Origin of the sequence: Amycolatopsis sp. NPDC049691 (assembly GCF_040675005.1) — a bacterium.
Classification (GTDB): Bacteria; Actinomycetota; Actinomycetes; order Mycobacteriales; family Pseudonocardiaceae; genus Amycolatopsis.
Map to the genome: position 1 here is coordinate 96,742 of NZ_JBFANX010000007.1, position 17,156 is coordinate 113,897.

At 71.7% G+C, this 17,156-nt stretch carries 19 protein-coding genes; 5 read left to right on the plus strand and 14 right to left on the minus strand.

Going from position 1 to position 17,156, the window contains the following annotated elements; genetic code table 11:
• Positions 1-7: 7 nt before the first annotated feature.
• Both AB0J40_RS17885 and AB0J40_RS17890 read right to left on the minus strand, forming a co-directional pair.
• Positions 8-796, minus strand: a complete 789-nt coding sequence (locus AB0J40_RS17885) for an SDR family oxidoreductase (RefSeq protein WP_364453950.1) — start codon at positions 794-796, stop codon at positions 8-10.
• A gap of 27 nt (positions 797-823) precedes the next feature.
• The gene (locus AB0J40_RS17890; RefSeq protein ID WP_364453953.1) at positions 824-1,186 is read right to left on the minus strand and encodes a nuclear transport factor 2 family protein; all 363 of its coding nucleotides are present in this window, start codon (positions 1,184-1,186) and stop codon (positions 824-826) included.
• Positions 1,187-1,264: 78 nt separating this feature from the next.
• On the opposite strand from AB0J40_RS17890, the gene AB0J40_RS17895 reads away from it, so the two are divergent.
• On the plus strand, positions 1,265-2,059 hold the full coding sequence (locus tag AB0J40_RS17895) for a MerR family transcriptional regulator (RefSeq protein WP_364453955.1): 795 nt from the start codon (positions 1,265-1,267) through the stop codon (positions 2,057-2,059).
• Here AB0J40_RS17895 and AB0J40_RS17900 read toward each other — a convergent pair.
• The 5 genes from AB0J40_RS17900 to AB0J40_RS17920 are packed head-to-tail and all read right to left on the minus strand — an operon-like array spanning position 2,052 to position 7,489.
• Positions 2,052-3,077 (minus strand): acyl-CoA dehydrogenase family protein, encoded by a 1,026-nt coding sequence (locus AB0J40_RS17900; protein WP_364453957.1) that lies wholly within the window; start codon positions 3,075-3,077, stop codon positions 2,052-2,054. The genes AB0J40_RS17895 and AB0J40_RS17900 overlap by 8 nt on opposite strands.
• On the minus strand, positions 3,074-3,988 hold the full coding sequence (locus AB0J40_RS17905) for an acyl-CoA dehydrogenase family protein (protein ID WP_364453959.1): 915 nt from the start codon (positions 3,986-3,988) through the stop codon (positions 3,074-3,076). The genes AB0J40_RS17900 and AB0J40_RS17905 overlap by 4 nt, the downstream gene beginning before the upstream one ends.
• Positions 3,985-5,115, minus strand: coding sequence for an acyl-CoA dehydrogenase family protein (locus AB0J40_RS17910; protein ID WP_364453960.1), 1,131 nt, complete (start codon positions 5,113-5,115; stop codon positions 3,985-3,987). Before AB0J40_RS17910 ends, AB0J40_RS17905 begins: the two co-directional genes overlap by 4 nt.
• Positions 5,115-5,960, minus strand: coding sequence for an enoyl-CoA hydratase (locus tag AB0J40_RS17915; RefSeq protein WP_364453963.1), 846 nt, complete (start codon positions 5,958-5,960; stop codon positions 5,115-5,117). The genes AB0J40_RS17910 and AB0J40_RS17915 overlap by 1 nt, the downstream gene beginning before the upstream one ends.
• Positions 5,957-7,489 (minus strand): FadD3 family acyl-CoA ligase, encoded by a 1,533-nt coding sequence (locus AB0J40_RS17920; protein WP_364453965.1) that lies wholly within the window; start codon positions 7,487-7,489, stop codon positions 5,957-5,959. Before AB0J40_RS17920 ends, AB0J40_RS17915 begins: the two co-directional genes overlap by 4 nt.
• An 82-nt stretch (positions 7,490-7,571) precedes the next feature.
• Here AB0J40_RS17920 and AB0J40_RS17925 point away from each other — a divergent pair, with 82 nt between their 5' ends.
• From AB0J40_RS17925 to AB0J40_RS17940, 4 genes are all read left to right on the plus strand, one after another.
• Positions 7,572-8,717: an acyl-CoA dehydrogenase family protein gene (locus tag AB0J40_RS17925; protein WP_364453967.1), complete on the plus strand. Its 1,146-nt coding sequence runs from the start codon at positions 7,572-7,574 to the stop codon at positions 8,715-8,717.
• The gene (locus tag AB0J40_RS17930) at positions 8,714-9,484 is read left to right on the plus strand and encodes an SDR family oxidoreductase (protein WP_364453970.1); all 771 of its coding nucleotides are present in this window, start codon (positions 8,714-8,716) and stop codon (positions 9,482-9,484) included. The genes AB0J40_RS17925 and AB0J40_RS17930 overlap by 4 nt, the downstream gene beginning before the upstream one ends.
• A 10-nt stretch (positions 9,485-9,494) precedes the next feature.
• Positions 9,495-10,649, plus strand: a complete 1,155-nt coding sequence (locus AB0J40_RS17935) for an acetyl-CoA C-acetyltransferase (RefSeq protein WP_364453973.1) — start codon at positions 9,495-9,497, stop codon at positions 10,647-10,649.
• 122 nt (positions 10,650-10,771) lie between these two features.
• A complete protein-coding gene (locus tag AB0J40_RS17940) occupies positions 10,772-11,074 on the plus strand; it encodes a hypothetical protein (protein ID WP_364453974.1) in 303 nt (100 codons plus the stop codon).
• 49 nt (positions 11,075-11,123) lie between these two features.
• Here AB0J40_RS17940 and fgd read toward each other — a convergent pair whose 3' ends face one another.
• From fgd to AB0J40_RS17975, 7 genes are read right to left on the minus strand one after another with little or no spacing between them, the layout of a single operon-like run.
• Positions 11,124-12,128 (minus strand): glucose-6-phosphate dehydrogenase (coenzyme-F420), encoded by a 1,005-nt coding sequence (gene fgd / locus AB0J40_RS17945; RefSeq protein ID WP_364453975.1) that lies wholly within the window; start codon positions 12,126-12,128, stop codon positions 11,124-11,126.
• Between the two features lie 2 nt (positions 12,129-12,130).
• Positions 12,131-13,186: a nitronate monooxygenase gene (locus AB0J40_RS17950; protein WP_364453977.1), complete on the minus strand. Its 1,056-nt coding sequence runs from the start codon at positions 13,184-13,186 to the stop codon at positions 12,131-12,133.
• On the minus strand, positions 13,183-13,914 hold the full coding sequence (locus AB0J40_RS17955; RefSeq protein WP_364453980.1) for a CoA-transferase: 732 nt from the start codon (positions 13,912-13,914) through the stop codon (positions 13,183-13,185). The genes AB0J40_RS17950 and AB0J40_RS17955 overlap by 4 nt, the downstream gene beginning before the upstream one ends.
• Positions 13,911-14,774, minus strand: coding sequence for a CoA-transferase (locus AB0J40_RS17960; RefSeq protein WP_364453982.1), 864 nt, complete (start codon positions 14,772-14,774; stop codon positions 13,911-13,913). The genes AB0J40_RS17955 and AB0J40_RS17960 overlap by 4 nt, the downstream gene beginning before the upstream one ends.
• The gene (locus AB0J40_RS17965; RefSeq protein ID WP_364453985.1) at positions 14,764-15,504 is read right to left on the minus strand and encodes an enoyl-CoA hydratase family protein; all 741 of its coding nucleotides are present in this window, start codon (positions 15,502-15,504) and stop codon (positions 14,764-14,766) included. Before AB0J40_RS17965 ends, AB0J40_RS17960 begins: the two co-directional genes overlap by 11 nt.
• Complete coding sequence (locus AB0J40_RS17970) at positions 15,504-16,382, minus strand: SDR family oxidoreductase (protein ID WP_364453987.1); 879 nt, start codon at positions 16,380-16,382, stop codon at positions 15,504-15,506. The genes AB0J40_RS17965 and AB0J40_RS17970 overlap by 1 nt, the downstream gene beginning before the upstream one ends.
• Positions 16,379-17,146: an SDR family oxidoreductase gene (locus AB0J40_RS17975; RefSeq protein WP_364453990.1), complete on the minus strand. Its 768-nt coding sequence runs from the start codon at positions 17,144-17,146 to the stop codon at positions 16,379-16,381. Before AB0J40_RS17975 ends, AB0J40_RS17970 begins: the two co-directional genes overlap by 4 nt.
• Positions 17,147-17,156 lie beyond the last annotated feature (10 nt).

Below are 17,156 nucleotides of genomic sequence, written 5' to 3' on the forward strand. Positions count from 1 at the left end.
TCCTGGCTCAGACCGTCGGAACGGTTCCGCCGTCGATCACGTACTCGGCTCCCACGATCGCCGAGGCGCGGTCGGAGACCAGGAACCCGACGAGGTCCGCGATTTCCGCGGTGTTCGCGAACCGTCCCAGCGGTACTCCTCCGAGGGAGTCGTAGATGGTCTGCTTGGCTGCTTCACGGGTGATTCCGTTGCCCTCGGCGATCCGATCCACGAACCTTTCGTAGGCTTCGGTCTCGATCCCGCCGGGGCTGATCGCGTTGACCCGCACGCCGCGCGGCGCGACCTCGTTGGCGAGCCCCTTGCTGTACGTGCGCAGAGCGGCCTTCGCTGCCGCGTACGCCAGGGACGCGTCGTACAGCGGCAGTTCACGCTGGATCGAGGTGAAGTGCACCACCACCCCCGCACCGGACTCGATCATCGCCGGGAGCAGAGCCCGATCGAGCCGCACCGCTCCCAGGAAGTTGAGGTTAAGCTCGGTGAGCCACTGGTCATCGGTGATGACCGCGAATCCACCGGCCGGCGTCGACGCACCTCCGACGACGTGCACCAGGATGTCGAGTGCGCCGCCGGTCTCGGCGATGCGAGCGGCCACCGCGTCGGTGCCTTCGATCGTCGTCACGTCCGCTTCGATGAACCGGTCGGGGTACTCGTACCCGTCGGGCATGGTTCGCGCCGTCACGTACACGTCGGCACCCATTTCCCGCAGCCTCTCCACGACGGCTTTGCCCGAGCCCTTGGAACCGCCCGTGACCAGGGCCCGGCGACCGTCGAGACGATCACGATGTGAACCAGACATTTCTTACTCCCCTGAAGTCGGCGTAGGTCAGGCTGCGTGGTTGGCGATGACGAGCTCGGCGATGAGGTCGTCCCGCACCGTGAACCGGTAGTCGAGCTCGGCGACGCCACCCGGGAAGGTGCCCTCGAGCCGCACGGTCACCACCCAGTGGGCGTCGTCGACGCGGCGAGCGCCGATCTGCTCGGTCGTGTACTCGAACTCGGACCCGGCGTCCCGCAGGAACGCGTGGACCTCCTCGCGGCCGCGGAAGGTTTCGTCCTGGTCGACGACGACCACGTCCTCGGTGAGGAACGACGAGGCGGTGTCGGCGTCGCGGACGACGTGGGCGGCGAAGAACTCGCGCACGGTGGCCGGGAGCAGTTCGGACGGGAGATCGGTGTGCTGTGTCATGAGCCCATCGTGGGAGCTCACGGCGTGGGAGGGTCAAGCCGTGGACCCTCCCCCGGGGAGAGAGTCCAGAATGGAGGAATGCTGAGCATCGGGGAGTTTTCGCGGCTGACCCACTTGAGCGTGCGGACCCTGCGCCGGTACCACGAGGCCGCCCTGCTGGAACCCGCCGTGGTGGACGAGGCCACCGGCTACCGCTACTACGGCGTCGACCAGATCCCGGCCGCGCAGGTCATCCACCGGCTCCGCGAACTCGACGTCCCCCTGAGCGACGTGCAGCGCATCCTGCGGACGCCCGACCCCGATGTCCGGGCGGCCTTGGTCGCGGACCACCTGCACCGCCTCGAGGACGTGCTCGACCGCACCCGGGCCGCGGTCGTGTCGCTGCGGCGCCTGCTCCGGCCCGACCCCGCGCCGATCGACGTCGAGCTGCGTGCGGAGCCCGCCCGGACGGTCGCGGCGGTGGAGGCCGTGGTCGGGCATGGCGACGTCGAGGCCTGGTTCGCCGGCGCGATGGCCGAACTGGAGGCGGCCGTCGGCGCCGCCGCGACCGGACCGCCGGGCGGCTGCTACGACAACGCCCTGTTCGAACAGGAACGCGGGCACGCGCTCGTCTACCTGCCGACCGCCGCGCCGCCTCGCACCGGACGCGTCCACCCCGTGGTGCTGCCGGCCGCGGAACTGGCCGTCACCACCCACGTCGGCGAGCACGACGGCGTCGAGGTCACCTACGGCGAACTCGGGACCTGGGTGGTGGAGAACGCGATGTCGGTGGCCGGGCCGGTGCGGGAGGTCTACGTCGCCGGCCCTCGTGACACGAGCGATCCCGCTGCGTGGCGCACCGAGATCGGCTGGCCGGTCTTTCGCGTCACCTGAGGGGGTCGCCGAAGAGGAGGGCGGTTCCGTGCGCGCGCTTGAAGTACAGGTGGGCGTCGTGCTCCCACGTGATCGCGATGCCGCCGTGGAGCTGGATCATCTCGGCCGCCGCGTGGGAAAACGCCTCGCCGCACACGACTTTCGCCGTCGTGACCGCTTCGGCGTCACCGTCCACAATCGCCGCGTACAGCGCCGAGCGCGCCGCCTCGACGTGGACGTGCACGTCGGCCATCCGGTGCTTCAGCGCCTGGAACGAGCCGATCGGGCGGCCGAACTGGCGGCGTTGCTTCGTGTACTCCACCGTCAGTTCCAGTGCGCGGGCCGCCGCGCCGACCTGCTCTGCCGCCACCGCGATCACCGCCGTGTCGAGCAGCTTCCCCAGGGGGAAACCGTCGGCGTCGAGGCGCCGGGCCGGCGTCGCCGCGAAGTCCACCACGGCCAGCCGCCGCGTCGGGTCGAGGGTGGTGACGCGCTCGCGGCGGACGCCGTCGGTGGGCACCTCGAACAGGCCGAGGCCGTCCGCTGTCCGGGCCACCGCCAGAAGAACGTCCGCGAGGTCGCCGTCGAGGACGTAGTGCGCGCGGCCGTCGAGTCCGGTGTCCGACGCGGTGAGCGACGGCGACCAGTCCTCGCCGGACCAGGCCAGCGCGGCGAGGGTGGTGCCCGCGGCGATACCCGGCAGCAGCCGTTCGCAGGCCTCGTCGTTCCCCGTGCGCAGCAACGCTTCCCCGCACAGCACCGCCGAGCCGAGCAGCGGCGCGGGGGCCAGCGTCCGGCCGAGTTCGGCCATGACCACGCACACCTCGGCCAGGCCGGCACCCGCACCGCCGTAGTGCTCGGGGATCGCGAGGGCGGCGACGCCGATCTGTTCGCACAGCGTCGACCAGAGCTTGTCGTCGTACCCGAGCGGGGACGCCATCGCCGCCCGCACCGCCTCCGGCCCCGACCGGCGGGTCAGCAGCGCCCGGACGGCATCGCGCAGGGCACGGGCTTCCTCGGTGTCCAGGGGATCGGTCATCGCAGCACCCGCGTCCGGTGGAACGACCCGGTCCCCCACGCGCCGGCGAGCGCCCGCACCTTCGTCAGCCGCAGCCCGAGGTCGTGCTCGGCCGTGTAGCCGATGGCGCCGTGCACCTGCAGGGCCGTCCGCGCGGCGAGGTACGCGGCGTCGCCCGCCATGACCTTCGCCGCCGAGACGTCCCGGGCGAACGTCTCTCCGGCCACCGCCGCGCCGTGGAGCAGCGGGCGGGCGAGTTCGAGCCGGGTCGCGACGTCGGCGAGCAGGTGCTTGATCGCCTGGTACTCGCCGATGGCGCGGCCGTACTGGCGGCGTTGTTTCGCGTACGCCACCGAGGTGTCGAGCAGCCACTGACCGGCGCCGAGCAGCTGGGCGGACACGGCCAGGACACCCCTGTCGAAGGCGGCCGGCTCGCCCGCCGGGGTGGCGGGAGCCCGGAACAGCCGCCGGGCCGGATCGATCGAGCGGACGAGTTCCGGCTCCGCTTCCAGTTCGGCGCCGGTGAGGTCCAGCACGACTCCGGCGACGTCGGCGTCCAGCGCCAGAGGGACTTCCGGCGGCGCGGCGACGGTGGCCACGAGGTCGCCTTCCGCGAGCGCGGCGAGCCGGTCGCCGGTCAGCAGCGCCGGGGCGACCGCCGCCGACTCGGCGAGCGGGCCCGGGACGGCGTGGTAGCCGAGCGCTTCGAACGCGACGACCAGCTCGACCGGGCCGGCGCCGAGGCCGCCGGCGTCCTCGGGCACGAGCAGCCCGAACACCCCGACGTCGGCGAGCGCGCGCCAGAGCTTCAGGCCGCGGTCGTGCTCCCCCGCCGCCCAGGCGCGGGCGGTCGCCGCGGTGTCCGCGCCGCCCAGCAGGTCGTGCAGCGTCGCGGCGAACTGCCGGTGCTCCGGCGACAGCTGGAACCTCATCGACGGGCCTCCCTCGGCAGTTTCAGCAGCCGTTCGGCGATCGTGTTCCGCTGGATCTGGTCGGTGCCGCCGTAGATCGGCCCGGCGAGGGAGAACAGGTAGCCGTTCACCCACGCCTCGTCGGTCTCCGCGGCCGGACCGAGTACGTCCAAAGCCGTCTCGTGGAGTTCGACGTCCAAATGCGACCAGAACAGCTTGTTCACGCTCGACTCCGGGCCCAGTTCGCCACCCTGGGCCAGCCTGCTCACCGTGCCGAACGTGTAGAGCTGGTAGGCGCGGGCCCCGATCCAGGCGTCCGCGACGCGGTCCTTTGTGGACTCTTCGGCGCCACCGGAACGCCAGAGGCCGACCAGGCGATCGGCCGCGGCAAGGAACCGGCCCGGGCTGCGCAGCGACAGGCCACGCTCGTTGTTGGCGGTCGTCATCGCGACCCGCCAGCCCTGTCCGACCTCCCCGATCACGTCCTCGTCGGGGACGAACACGTCGTCGAAGAAGATCTCCGCGAACCCCGGCTCGCCGTCCAGCTGCGGGATCGGCCGGACCGTCACGCCTCCGGCACACAGGTCGGCCATGAAGTAGGTCAGGCCGTGGTGGCGCTGGGCGTCGGGGTCGGTCCGGAAGAGACCGAACGCGCGATCGGCGAAGGTGGCCCGCGAACTCCACGTCTTCTGCCCGGACAGCAGCCAGCCGCCGTCGGTGCGTACTGCCGTGCTGCGCAACGCGGCGATGTCGCTGCCGGCTTCCGGTTCCGACCACGCCTGCGCCCACACCTGCGCACCCGTCGCCATCGCGGGCAGGATCCGGTCGCGCTGCTCCTGCGTCCCGTGGGCGAACAACGTCGGGCCGAGCATGAAGATCCCGTTCTGGCTCACCCGCCCCGGCGCGCCCGACGCGTAGTACTCCTCCTCGAACAACAGCCACTGCAGCATCGAAGCGTCCCGGCCGTGGTACTCGCGCGGCCACGACACGACCGACCACCGCGCCTCGGCCAGCTCCGCCTCCCACTCCCGGTGCGCCGCGAAACCCTCGGCGGTGTCCATCGACGGCAGCGTACGCACGTGCGCAGCCAGCCACTCCCGGGCCTCGTCGCGGAAAGCCGCGGACGCGGAGTCGATGTCGAGGTCCATCACGCGCCCTTGTTCGCGTCGCGCATCGACCGCGCCGACTGCCCGCCGAGCGAGTCCTCCGAGGTTTCCGCGTTGTGCGCGTGCGCCAGGTGGTGCAACCCGAACACCGAGTCCATTCCGGACCGCAGCCCCATCAGGTCCTCGGCCTGGTTGACGGCCTTCTTCGCCAGCGCCAGCCCGAACTGCGGCATCCCGCTGATCTTCTCCGCCAGCGCGAGGGTGTGCTGTTCCAGCTCGGCCCGTGGCACGATCCGCGTCACCATCCCCCACTCCTTGGCCTGCTGGACAGTGAACCGCTCACCCGTGAACAGGACTTCCTTCGCCGCGCGCGGTCCGAGCACCCACGGGTGCGCGAAGTACTCGACACCCGGAATCCCCATCCGCACCACCGGATCGGCGAAGAACGCGTCGTCCGCGGCGACGATCAGGTCGCACACCCACGCCAGCATCAGCCCGCCGGCGATGCACGCGCCCTGGACGCTGGCGATCATCGGCTTCGGGATTTCCCGCCACCGCCGGCACATCCCGAGGTAGACCTCGGACTCGCGGGCGAACCGCTGGTCGCCGCCGTCGCGATCGGTGTGGTCCCACCACAGCACCGCGCGCCGGTCGAACGTCCGGTCCGCGTCCCGGCCCGGGCTGCCGATGTCGTGCCCGGCCGAGAAGTGCTTGCCCGCCCCCGCCAGCACGATCACCTTCACCTCGGGATCGTTCACGGCCTCGGCGAAGGCGTCGTCGAGCGCGTAGGTCATGGCCGAGTTCTGGGCGTTGCGGTAGTCCGGCCGGTTCATCGTGACCACCGCGACCGGCCCGCGCCGCTCGGAGCGGACCACCGGTTCACTCATGCGTTCTCCTCGGTCAGCAGCCGCTTCAGCACCTTGCCGGAAGCGTTGCGCGGCAGCTCGTCCAGGAACTCGACGAACCGCGGGGTCTTGTAGTTGGCGAGCCGTTCGCGGCAGAACGCCACGACGTCCCCCTCGGTCAGGCCGGTGCCGACGACGAAGGCCTTGCCGACCTCGCCGAGCCGATCGTCCGGGACGCCGACGACGGCGACGTCGCGGACGCCGTCCAGCTCGGTCAGCGCGTGCTCGACCTCGGCCGGGTAGACGTTGAAGCCGCCGCAGATGTACATGTCCTTGAGCCGGCCGGTGAGCGTGAGGTTGCCCTCGGCGTCGAGTTCGCCGACATCGCCGGTGTGCAGCCAGCCCTGCTCGTCGACGGCCTTCGCGGTGGCGTCCGGGTCGTCGAGGTAGCCGAGCATCACGTTCGGCCCGCGGACCACGACCTCGCCGGGCGAGCCCTGGACGGCGACCTCGAAGCCCGCCGTCGCGCGGCCGGACGTGCGCGCGACGAGCTCGGCGTCGTCGCCCGGGCGGCACATCGTCACCACGACGGCTTCGGTGAGGCCGTACGCGGTCAGGACGATGTCGAAGCCCAGCTCGGACCGCATGCGGCGGACGAGCGACGCCGGCACGTCGGCCGCGCCGGTCACCGCCAGCCGCAACGACGAGAGGTCGCCGCGCCCGGGCGCGTTCAGCAGCGACTGGAAGATCGTCGGCGCGCCCGGCAGCACCGAGACGCGTTCGCGCTCGATCAGCTCCAGGGCGGCCCGCACGTCGAAGACCGCCTGCGGCACGATCGTCGCGCCGGTCAGCAGGCCCACCACGATGCCGGCCTTGTAGCCGAAGCTGTGGAAGAACGGGTTGATCACCAGGTACCGGTCCTCAGCGGTGACCCGGCCGCACTCCGCCCAGGCCGCGGCGACGCCGACCACCTGGCGGTGCGCCGACAGCACGCCCTTCGACCGGCCGGTCGTGCCGGAGGTGAACAGGATGTCGCTGACGTCGTCCGGCCGGACGGCGTCCGCGCGGCGTTCGGCGTCGGCGAGCGGGATCCGCCCGGCGAGGTCCAGGAACTCGGCCCAGCCCAGGGTCCCGGGCACCGGCCGGTGCGGCCGCTCCAGGGGCACCCGGACGACCGTGCCGAGGTCGGGCAGGGCGGCGCCGGTCGCCACGATCGCGGCGTGGCGGTCGGCGCCGAGGAAGTCCGCGGCCACGACCAGCGCTTTCGCCCGGCTGCGGACCAGCAGGTCCACGGTCTCGGCGGCGGTGAACCGCGTGTTGACCGGCACCAGGGACGCGCCCGCGTAGAGCGCGCCCAGCGCCGTGAGCACCCAGTGGTGGGTGTTCGGCAGCGTGATGGCGACGCGGTCACCGGGCTGGACACCGCAGGCGGCGAAGGCCCGCGCGACCACTTGAACACGTTCCAGAAGCGCGTCGAAGCCGAGCCGGACTTCGCCGTCGACCAGTGCCTCCGCGGCGCCGAACTTCGCGGCGGCATTGCGGACGACGGCCGGGATCGTGGTCTGTCCCACCACACCCTCCTCTGGACCGACAAACTAGAACGTGTTCTCATTACCCTAGGTGCCGGACCGGCTCGGCAGCAAGGAGGCGTGCGTGGAACCGACGCGATTCCGCCGCGAGGTCGCGGGCTGGCTCGCGGACAACCTGACCGGCGAGTTCGCTCAGCTGCGCGGCCTCGGCGGCCCGGGCCGCGAGCACGAAGCCTTCGACCTGCGCCTGGCCTGGGAACGCCACCTCGCCGCCGCGGGCTGGACGTGCGTCGGCTGGCCGGTCGAACACGGCGGCCGGGGCCTCTCCCTCGACGAGCAAGTCGCGTTCCACGAGGAGTACGCGGCCTCCGGCGCGCCCGCCCGCGTCAACCACATCGGCGAACAGCTGCTCGGCCCGACGCTCATCGCCTTCGGCACACCCGAGCAGCGGAACCGGTTCCTGCCCAAGATCGTCGCCGTCGAGGAACTCTGGTGCCAGGGCTACTCCGAGCCCGGCGCCGGCTCCGACCTGGCCGCGGTCTCGACCTCGGCGGTCCTGCGCGACGGCGAATGGGTCGTCAACGGCCAGAAGATCTGGACGTCCCTGGCCCACGTGGCCGACTGGTGCTTCGTGGTCGCCCGCACCGAACCGGGCTCCCAGCGCCACCACGGCCTCTCCTACCTCCTGGTCCCGCTGCGCCAGGACGGCGTCACCGTGCGGCCGATCCAGCAGCTGACCGGCACCTCGGAGTTCAACGAAGTCTTCTTCGACGACGCCCGCACCCCCGCCGACCACGTCGTCGGCGCCCCCGGCGAGGGCTGGAAGATCGCCATGGCCACCCTCGGCTTCGAACGCGGCGTCTCCACCCTCGGCCAGCAGATCGGCTTCCGTCGCGAACTCGACGACATCACCGCCGAAGCGAAACGGCTCGGCACCTACGACGACCCGCTCCTGCGCGCCGACCTCACCCGCGCCCGCATCGGCCTGCGCGTCCTGCGCGCGCACGCCCTGCGCACCCTCGGCCGGGCCGCCGGACCGGAGGTCGCCGTCGGCAAGCTCCTGTGGGCGCAGTGGCACCGCGGGCTCGGCGAACTCGCCATGCGCGCCCGCGGCGCGCGATCGCTGGTCGGCACCGGAGGCGAGCTGGACGACTTCCAGCGGCTCTACCTGTTCACCCGCGCCGACACCATCTACGGCGGCTCAGACGAAATCGAACGCAACATCATCGCCGAGCGCGTCCTCGGCCTGCCCCGGGAGGCACGACCGTGATTCCCCAGTACCCACCCGGCCACGAGCTGCTGACCGGCAAGGTCGTCGTGGTCACCGCCGCCGCCGGCACCGGCATCGGCTCCGCCGTCGCGAAACGCTGCCTCGAAGAAGGCGCTCAGGTGGTGATCAGCGACTGGCACGAGCGGCGCCTCGGCGAGAAAGCCGCCGAACTGGCCGAGCTGGGCAAGGTGCACGCGCTGCCCTGCGATGTCACGAAGGAAGACGAGGTCCAGGCCCTGATCGACGGCGCGGTCGACCACTTCGGCCGCTTGGACGTCATGGTCAACAACGCCGGGCTCGGCGGCACGAAGTCCGTGCTGGACATGACCGACGACGAGTGGTCCCGCGTTCTCGACATCACCCTCACCGGCACCTTCCGGTGCACCCGCGCGGCGCTCAAGCAGTTCGTCGCCCAGGGCGGCGGCGGGGCGATCGTCAACAACGCGTCGGTGATCGGCTGGCGCGCCCAGGCCGGCCAAGCCCATTACGCCGCCGCGAAAGCCGGGGTCATGGCGCTCACCCGGTGCTCGGCCCTCGACGCCGCCGAGCACGGCGTCCGGATCAACGCCGTCGCCCCCAGCCTGGCCATGCACCCGTTCCTGGCCAAGGTCACCAGCGACGAACTCCTCGACGACCTCACGAAACGCGAGGCGTTCGGCCGCGCGGCCGAACCCTGGGAAGTCGCCAACGTCATGGTCTTCCTCGCCAGCGACTACGCGAGCTACCTGACCGGCGAAGTCGTCTCCGTCTCCAGCCAGCACCCCTAGGAGCCTCCTCGTGCCCGAAGCCTTCCTCCTCGACGCGGTCCGCACGCCCGTGGGGCGCCGCGGCGGCGCGCTGTCCGGGTGGCACTCGGCCGACCTCGGCGCGCACGTCATCAAGGCGGTCGTCGAGCGCACCGGCGTCGATCCGGACCTCGTCGACGACGTCATCCTCGGCTGCACCGACACCCTGGGCCCGCAGTCGGGCAACATCGCGCGCACCGCGTGGCTCGCGGCCGGCTACCCCGACCACGTGCCGGGGGTGACGGTCGACCGGCAGTGCGGGTCGAGCCAGCAGGCCGTGCACTTCGCGGCGCAGGCGGTCATGTCGGGCACGCAGGACCTCGTCCTGGCCGGGGGTGTGCAGAACATGAGCCGCATCCCGATCAGCGCGGCGATGCTGGCCGGGCGCGAGTACGGCTTCGACGACCCGTTCTCCGGCTCGAAGGGCTGGCAGGAGCGCTACGGCAGCGTCGAGGTGTCGCAGTTCCGCAGCGCCGACATGATCGCCGAGCACTGGGACCTCAGCCGGGAGGCCATGGAGGACTACGCCTTCCGCAGCCACCAGCGAGCCCTCGCGGCCATCGATTCCGGCCGGTTCGACGCGGAAATCGCGCCGGTCGACGGCTTCCGGCACGACGAGGGGCCGCGCCGGGACACGTCGCTCGAGCGGATGCGCGGGTTGAAGCCGCTGAGCGAGGGGTCGCGCCTGACGGCGGCGGTGGCCAGCCAGATCTCCGACGGCGCGAGCGCGGCACTGCTGGCGTCGGAAGCGTTCGTGAAGGAGCACGACCTGACCCCGAGGGCGCGCATCCGCCACCTGTCGGTGCGCGCGGCGGACCCGGTGTGGATGCTGACCGGCCCGATCCCGGCGACGTCCCACGCGCTGCGGAAAACCGGGCTCGCGATCGAGGACATCGACCTGTTCGAGGTCAACGAGGCGTTCGCGAGCGTGGTGCTGGCGTGGCTGGACGAAACGGGCGCGGACCCGTCCCGCGTGAACGTGAACGGCGGCGGGATCGCCCTCGGCCACCCGATCGGGGCGACCGGCACGAAGCTCCTCGCGACACTCCTGCACGAGCTGGAGCGCCGCGAGGGACGTTACGGCCTGCAGACGATGTGCGAAGGCGGCGGCACCGCCAACGTGACCATCATCGAGCGCCTCTCCTGAGCCGTCCGGGTGCGGCCAATGGCCGGGATCGACCGTGTTCCCGAGGGGCGAAGTGGATCTACGGTCGAGCCGAATCCGACGATGCGCGGCGCCGGTGGCGCCGGGCGACCAGGGGAGAATCCATGAAACGCATCGGCATGCTGGGTGTCACCGCGCTCTTCGGCGCGTCGCTGTTCGCCCTCGGCACGGGAACGGCGTCCGCCGATCCCTACGACTGCACGGTCACCCACCCCGAGGCGAAGAGCGCCGCGGCCGTGTGCACCAACGGCACCGGCGAGTACCGCGCCTGGACCCACTGCTCGTCCAAGTGGGCCATCGACTACGACCGCACGGGCCCGTGGGTCCGTGTCGGGAAGACCAGCACGGCGGTCTGCAACGGCTACAAGGGCGACCGCGCAGTGAAGTCGACGGTCGAGGTGCACTGAGCCGTCCCGGTTCGCCCGGCCGGTGGCGCCGGCCGGGCGAACTCCGGGCTCAGCCGAGGGCGCGCAGCTTCGGGAGCACGTCCTCGGAGAACTGGGTCAGGAACCGCTCCTGGTCGTGGCCCGGGCCGTGGAACACGAGGTGGTTGAGGCCCGCGTCCAGGTACGGCTTGATCTGCGCCACGGCCTCGTCCGGGTCCGACGCCACGATCCACCGCTTGGCGACCTGCTCGATCGGCAGCTCGTCGGCCAGCCGTTCCATCTCCTCGGCCGAGGAGACGCTGTGCTTCTGCTCCGCCGACAGCGACAACGGCGCCCAGAACCGCGTGTTCTCCAGCGCCTTCTCGTGGTCGCGGTCGTAGGACAGCTTGATCTCGATGGTCCGGTCGACGTCCTCGACGGTCTTCTCCGCCGCCTCGGCGCCTTCCTTGACCGCCGGCATCAGCTTCTCGGTGTAGAGGTCCATGCCCTTGCCCGAGGTGCAGATGAACCCGTCACCCGCGCGGCCCGCGTACTTGGCCACCACCGGGCCGCCCGCGGCGACGTACACCGGCACCGGCTGCTCCGGCCGGTCGTAGATCTTGGCGTCCACCAGCTCGTAGTAGTCGCCCTTGAAGTTCACGTTGTCGCTGGTCCACAGCTCGCGGATCAGCTTGATCGACTCACGCAGGCGGGCGAAGCGCTCCTTGAACTCCGGCCACTCACGACCCGAGACGGCGATCTCGTTCAGCGCCTCGCCGGTCCCGACGCCGAGGATCACCCGGCCGTTCGACAGCAGCGACATCGTCGCGAACGCCTGGGCGATCACGGCCGGGTTGTACCGGAACGTCGGAGTCAGCACGCTCGTGCCGATCTGCACCCGCTTCGTCCGCTCGGCCACCGCCGGCATCCACGCCAGCGCCCACGGCGCGTGGCCGCCCTCGTGGCGCCACGGCAGGAAGTGGTCCGACACCCAGACCGAGTCGAGGCCGACCTCTTCGGCACGCACCGCGTACTCGACCAGGTCCCGCGGTCCGAACTGCTCCGCCGACGCCTTGTAACCGACCTTGAGCGTCACGCTCACCCTCCCGTATCCCGGCCGAGTCGCCGCAGGATCTCACCTGCCTCGGCCACTGTGCCCTCGACGATCCCGGCCACCGTGGGCAGGTCGTGGATCATGCCCACCACCTGTCCCGACGCTAGCACTCCCGCGTCCGTCCGGCCCTCGACCAGCCCCGCCCGCAACAGCATCGGGGTGTTGGCCGCCATGACCAGCTGACTCCAGGTCAGATCGTTGCCGTGCTTCATCGCAAGGCCTTCTTTGACCATCGCAACCGGGGACAGTCCGGTGATATTCCGGAAGCGCAGCGCGTTGCGCGCGGCCTGCGCCAGGCCGCGGAGCCGGCCGGTGCGTTCGAGCTTCTCGACGAGGTCGGTGCGCAGCACCCGGTGCGGCAGGCCGTCGACGCGCCGGGTGACGACCGTCCCGGTGAGACCCTGCTCGAGGTAGACGCGCTTGACGTCGTCGGGGACCGTGCTCTCCTTGCTCAGCAGGAACCGGGTGCCCATCGCGACCCCCGCGGCCCCGTAGGCGAGCGCGGCGGCGAGACCGCGCCCGTCGAAGAAGCCGCCGGCGGCGACGACCGGGATGTCGACGGCGTCCAGCACCGACGGCAGCAGCAGCGTGGTCGCCACTCCCCCGGTGTGCCCGCCGCCTTCGCCGCCTTGGACGATGACGGCGTCGGCACCCCAGGCGGCGACCTTCTCGGCGTGCCGTGCCGCGCCGACCGACGGGATCACGACGATCCCGTGGTCGCGCAGCTTCGCGATCATCTCCTCGCGCGGCGCGAGCGCGAACGACGCCACCTTGACGCCCTCGCGGATCAGCAGGTCGACGCGGTCGCCGGCGTCGGCCGCGTCGGCGCGCAGGTTGACGCCGAACGGCTTTTCCGTGCGCTTCTTGACTTCGGTGATCGCGGCCGCCAGCTCGGCGAAGGTCATCGTGGCCGAGGCGAGGATGCCGAGCGCGCCCGCCTCGGCCGTCGCCGAGACGAGCCGCGGCCCGGCGACCCAGCCCATCCCGGTCTGCACGACCGGGTGCTCGACGCCGACGAGCTCGGTCAGCGCGGTCTTCACGCCGGGACTTCCTTGTCCCGCAGGCTCTTCGGGTCGAGGACCTCCCGGATGAGCCGCAGCTCGTCGTCGGTCGGCTCGCGGCTGGTCGCGGTGCCGGTGAAGTCGATTTCGAACGCCGTCGCCGCCGCGACCTCCTCCCGGGTGACGCCGGGGTGCACGGACACCGCCCGCATCGCGTGGTCCGGGCCGCCGAAGGAGAACACCCCGAGGTTCGACACGACCCGGTGGACGTCGTGGTACTTCTGCGCCGACGGGCCCGCCTTCGCCGCGTTGTCGTACCCCACCCCGGAAACGACGTCGACGCTGTCCACGAAGACCCGGGTGGAATGCCGGGGCACCCAGTAGCTCGTGCGGTGGTTGACCGTGTTGCCCGGCGCGCCGCGCACGCCCAGCAGCTGCTTCTTCGGCCGGGCGTGGTCGCCGATCGCGGAGATGTTCTGGTTGCCGTACCGGTCGATCTGGTTGGCGCCCATCACGACGTGCCGCCGTCCGTGCGGGACGATCGTGTCCAGCATCTTGCGGAACGGCTGCCAGCCCTCGACCACGCCGTCGGTCGTCACGAGGCAGGCCTCGCCGTCGGACATCAGCAGGTCGGGTTCGAACGTCAGCCGCGCGAGCCTGGCACCCAGCTGCGGGATGAAGCCCATCGGGCTGACGACGATCTCGCCGTCGCCGCGGAACACCTCGGCCATCGCCACGACGACGATCTCGGCCCGGGTCGCGCTCATGCCGCCTCCGCCTCGAACTTGTCCACTTCGGACAGATAGCTACGCTCGTCACCGGACAGGAACCGGTCCACGAACCCCGGCCACGCCTCCAGGTCCTTGGCGCAGGCCGCGTAATGGCGCTGGAACCGCTCGTCCCGGCCGTAGTCCGGCACCGCCGTCGTGAAGTGCGCACCCCGCGGCGCCGCCACGACCCCGTCGACGGCACCGCGGTTGAGCAGCAGCGACTGCACCGGCCCGGCGGCGGTCAGCTCGGCCGTCTCCACGACTTTCTCCACCGACACGAAACAGCGGTCCGCGGCCAGGCCGAACAGCTCGTCGAAGTACGGGTCCGGGCCGAGGTACTGGGCGTTGCCGCGGGCGTCCGCGCGGTTGAGGTGCACCAGCGCCACGTCCAGGTGCTGCGCCGGGACCGCGACCAGCTCCTCGCCGTCTTCGTAGGGCGACCGCACCGTGCGGAGGCCGGGGTTGGCGCGCATCACTTCCGAGCCGAGTCCCGCCCGCGTCGGCAGGAACGGAAGCCGCTGCATCGCCGCGGACAACGCCGTGCCGAACATGCCTTCGTCGTACTCGGTCACCTCGATCGCGCCGGTCTCGCGGGCGCGGCCGAACCACGGGTCGTACGGGATCGAATCCAGGGTGACGAACCCGAAGACCACGCGCTTCACCTTGCCCGCCGCGCACAGCAGGCCGACGTCCGGGCCGCCGTAGGAGACGACGGTGAGGTCCTTGACGGGCGTGCGGAGGATCGCGCGGACCAGGGCCATCGGCTTGCGCCGCGAGCCCCAGCCGCCGATCCCGATCGTCATGCCGTCCTTCAGCTCGGCCGCCACGTCGTCGGCGGTCGTGCGCTTATCGGCCATTCAAGAACTCCTCGCGGGCTTCGTCGGACGCGCCGAGCAGGTTGAGCTCGAAGGTGAAACCCTGCTCGAACCGGTAGCTGCGGTGCACCTGCTGGGTGTCGATGCCGTTCAACGCCTCTTTGGCCGCCCGGATGACCCGCGGGTCCTTCTTCGCGATGTCCCGGGCGACGGCCAGCGCCGCGTCGTCCAGCTCGGCGCGCGGGACGACCCGGTAGACCGAGCCGTGCGCGTGCAGCTCGGCGGCGGTGATGGTGCGGGCGGTGAAGTAGAGGGTGCGCATGAGGTGCTGTGGCACGAGCCGGGCCAGGTGGGTCGCGGCGCCGAGCGCGCCGCGCTCGACTTCCGGGACGCCGAAGGTGGCGTCGTCGGAGGCGAGGATGACGTCGGCGTTGCCGACCAGCCCGATGCCGCCGCCGAGGCAGAAGCCGTGCACGGCCGCGACGACCGGCACGGCGCAGTCGTAGACCGCGCCGAAAGCCGCGTAGCAGCCGCGGTTCGCACCGACGAGCGCGTCATACCCTTCGCTGCGCTGGATCTCCTTGATGTCGACGCCGGCGTTGAAGCCCCGGCCTTCCGCGCGGAGGACGACGACGTGGACGTCCGGGTCCTCGCCGGCCTTCTTCAGCGCGTCGGCGAGGGCGAACCAGCCCTGCACGGGCAGCGCGTTGACCGGCGGGAAGTCGACCGTGACGACCTCGACGTGCCCGTCGCGCTTGGTCAGGATGCCCATCAGCTCGCTCCGTAGACGGGTTCGGGCTCGGGCGCGCGCTCGAGCAGGTCCTTCACGACCGGGCCGAGCTCGGCCGGGTCCCACCGGGCGCCCTTGTCCACGGCCGGGCCGTGCCGCCAGGCCTGTGCGACGGAGACCTTGCCGCCCTCGACCTCGAACACCCGGCCGGTGACGTGCGCGGACTCCTCGCTGCCCAGCCAGACCACCAGCGGCGAGACGTTCTCCGGCGCCATCGCGTCGAACCCGGTGTCCGGCCGCGCCATCGACGCGAAGACCGCCTCGGTCATCCGGGTGCGCGCGGCGGGCGCGATCGCGTTGACCGTCACGCCGTAGCGCGCCAGCTCGGCGGCCGCCACGACGGTCAGCCCGGCGATTCCCGCTTTCGCCGCCGAGTAGTTGCCCTGGCCGACGCTGCCCAGCAGCCCGGCACCGGAACTGGTGTTGATGACGCGCGCGCTCGGGGTGCGCCCGGCTTTCGCTTCGGCCCGCCAGTGGTCCGCGGCGTGCCTCAGCGGGGCGAAGTGGCCTTTGAGGTGCACGCGCACGACGGCGTCCCACTCGTCCTCGCTCAGGTTGACCAGCATCCGGTCGCGGACGAACCCGGCGTTGTTGACCAGCACGTCGAGGCGGCCGAAGCTCGCCAGCGCGGTGTCGACGAGGTTCTTCGCCCCGGCCCAGTCGGCGATGTCGGAGGTGTTCGCGACCGCCTTCCCGCCCCGGGCTTCGATCTCGGCGACGACTTCCGCGGCCGCGTCGACGTCCACGTCGTTCACCACCACCGGCGCGCCCTCGGCGGCGAAGGCGAGGGCGTGGGCCCGCCCGATGCCGCGGCCGGCGCCGGTCACCACGACCACCCGGTCCTGGCACAACCCGCTCACGAATCCTCCCGTTGGTTGACGTCGGCCGCGGCGAGGAACGCCGGGACCTCTCCCCCGCCGTGCACGAGCAGGGTCGCGCCGGAGACGTAGGAAGCCAGGCCGGAGGCGAGGAAGGCGGCGCAGGCGCCCACTTCCGCCGGCTCGGCCAGCCGGCCCAGCGGCACGGTCTTGCCGACCGCTTCGACGGCGGCCTCGCTGCCGTAGTGCAGGTGGGCCTGTTCGGTGCGCACCATGCCGACGTCGAGGGCGTTGACCCGGACCTTCGGCGCCCACTCGACGGCGAGGCTGGCGGTGAGGCTGTCGAGCCCGGCCTTGGCGGCCCCGTAGGCGGCGGTGCCGGGTGACGCGCGCGTGCCGCTGACGCTGGAGACCATCACGATGGAGCCGCCTCCGTCCTGGCGTTGCATGACGGCGTTGGCGTGCTGCGAAACCAGGAGCGGGGCGAGCAGGTTGAGCTGGACGACCTTGTCGTGCAGGCGCGGCGAGGCGGTGGCCGCGGGCGCGAAGGGGGCACCGCCGGCGTTGTTGACGACGACGTCGAGGCGGCCGTGTTTCTCGACGATCCGCTCGACCAAGGCTTCGACCTGCGTCTCGTCCCGGACGTCACAGACGTGGAACTCGGCTTCGGTGGCGGCCTCGCGCCGGGCGCAGGTGACCACGTGGGCGCCGTGGGCGAGGAAGACGTCGGTGATGCCCCGGCCCACCCCGCGGACACCGCCGGTCACCAGGACGACGGCGCCGGAAAGGCCCAGATCGGTCTGCACTCCCCAAAAC

Excerpts from the sequence above, each read along its gene's own strand:
- AB0J40_RS17885 (WP_364453950.1), bottom strand. The coding sequence starts at position 796 with ATGTCTGGTTCACATCGTGATCGTCTCGACGGTCGCCGGGCCCTGGTC.
- AB0J40_RS17890 (WP_364453953.1), bottom strand. The coding sequence starts at position 1,186 with ATGACACAGCACACCGATCTCCCGTCCGAACTGCTCCCGGCCACCGTG.
- AB0J40_RS17895 (WP_364453955.1), top strand. The coding sequence starts at position 1,265 with ATGCTGAGCATCGGGGAGTTTTCGCGGCTGACCCACTTGAGCGTGCGG.
- AB0J40_RS17900 (WP_364453957.1), bottom strand. The coding sequence starts at position 3,077 with ATGACCGATCCCCTGGACACCGAGGAAGCCCGTGCCCTGCGCGATGCC.
- AB0J40_RS17905 (WP_364453959.1), bottom strand. The coding sequence starts at position 3,988 with ATGAGGTTCCAGCTGTCGCCGGAGCACCGGCAGTTCGCCGCGACGCTG.
- AB0J40_RS17910 (WP_364453960.1), bottom strand. The coding sequence starts at position 5,115 with ATGGACCTCGACATCGACTCCGCGTCCGCGGCTTTCCGCGACGAGGCC.
- AB0J40_RS17915 (WP_364453963.1), bottom strand. The coding sequence starts at position 5,960 with ATGAGTGAACCGGTGGTCCGCTCCGAGCGGCGCGGGCCGGTCGCGGTG.
- AB0J40_RS17940 (WP_364453974.1), top strand. The coding sequence starts at position 10,772 with ATGAAACGCATCGGCATGCTGGGTGTCACCGCGCTCTTCGGCGCGTCG.
- AB0J40_RS17955 (WP_364453980.1), bottom strand. The coding sequence starts at position 13,914 with ATGAGCGCGACCCGGGCCGAGATCGTCGTCGTGGCGATGGCCGAGGTG.
- AB0J40_RS17960 (WP_364453982.1), bottom strand. The coding sequence starts at position 14,774 with ATGGCCGATAAGCGCACGACCGCCGACGACGTGGCGGCCGAGCTGAAG.
- AB0J40_RS17965 (WP_364453985.1), bottom strand. The coding sequence starts at position 15,504 with ATGGGCATCCTGACCAAGCGCGACGGGCACGTCGAGGTCGTCACGGTC.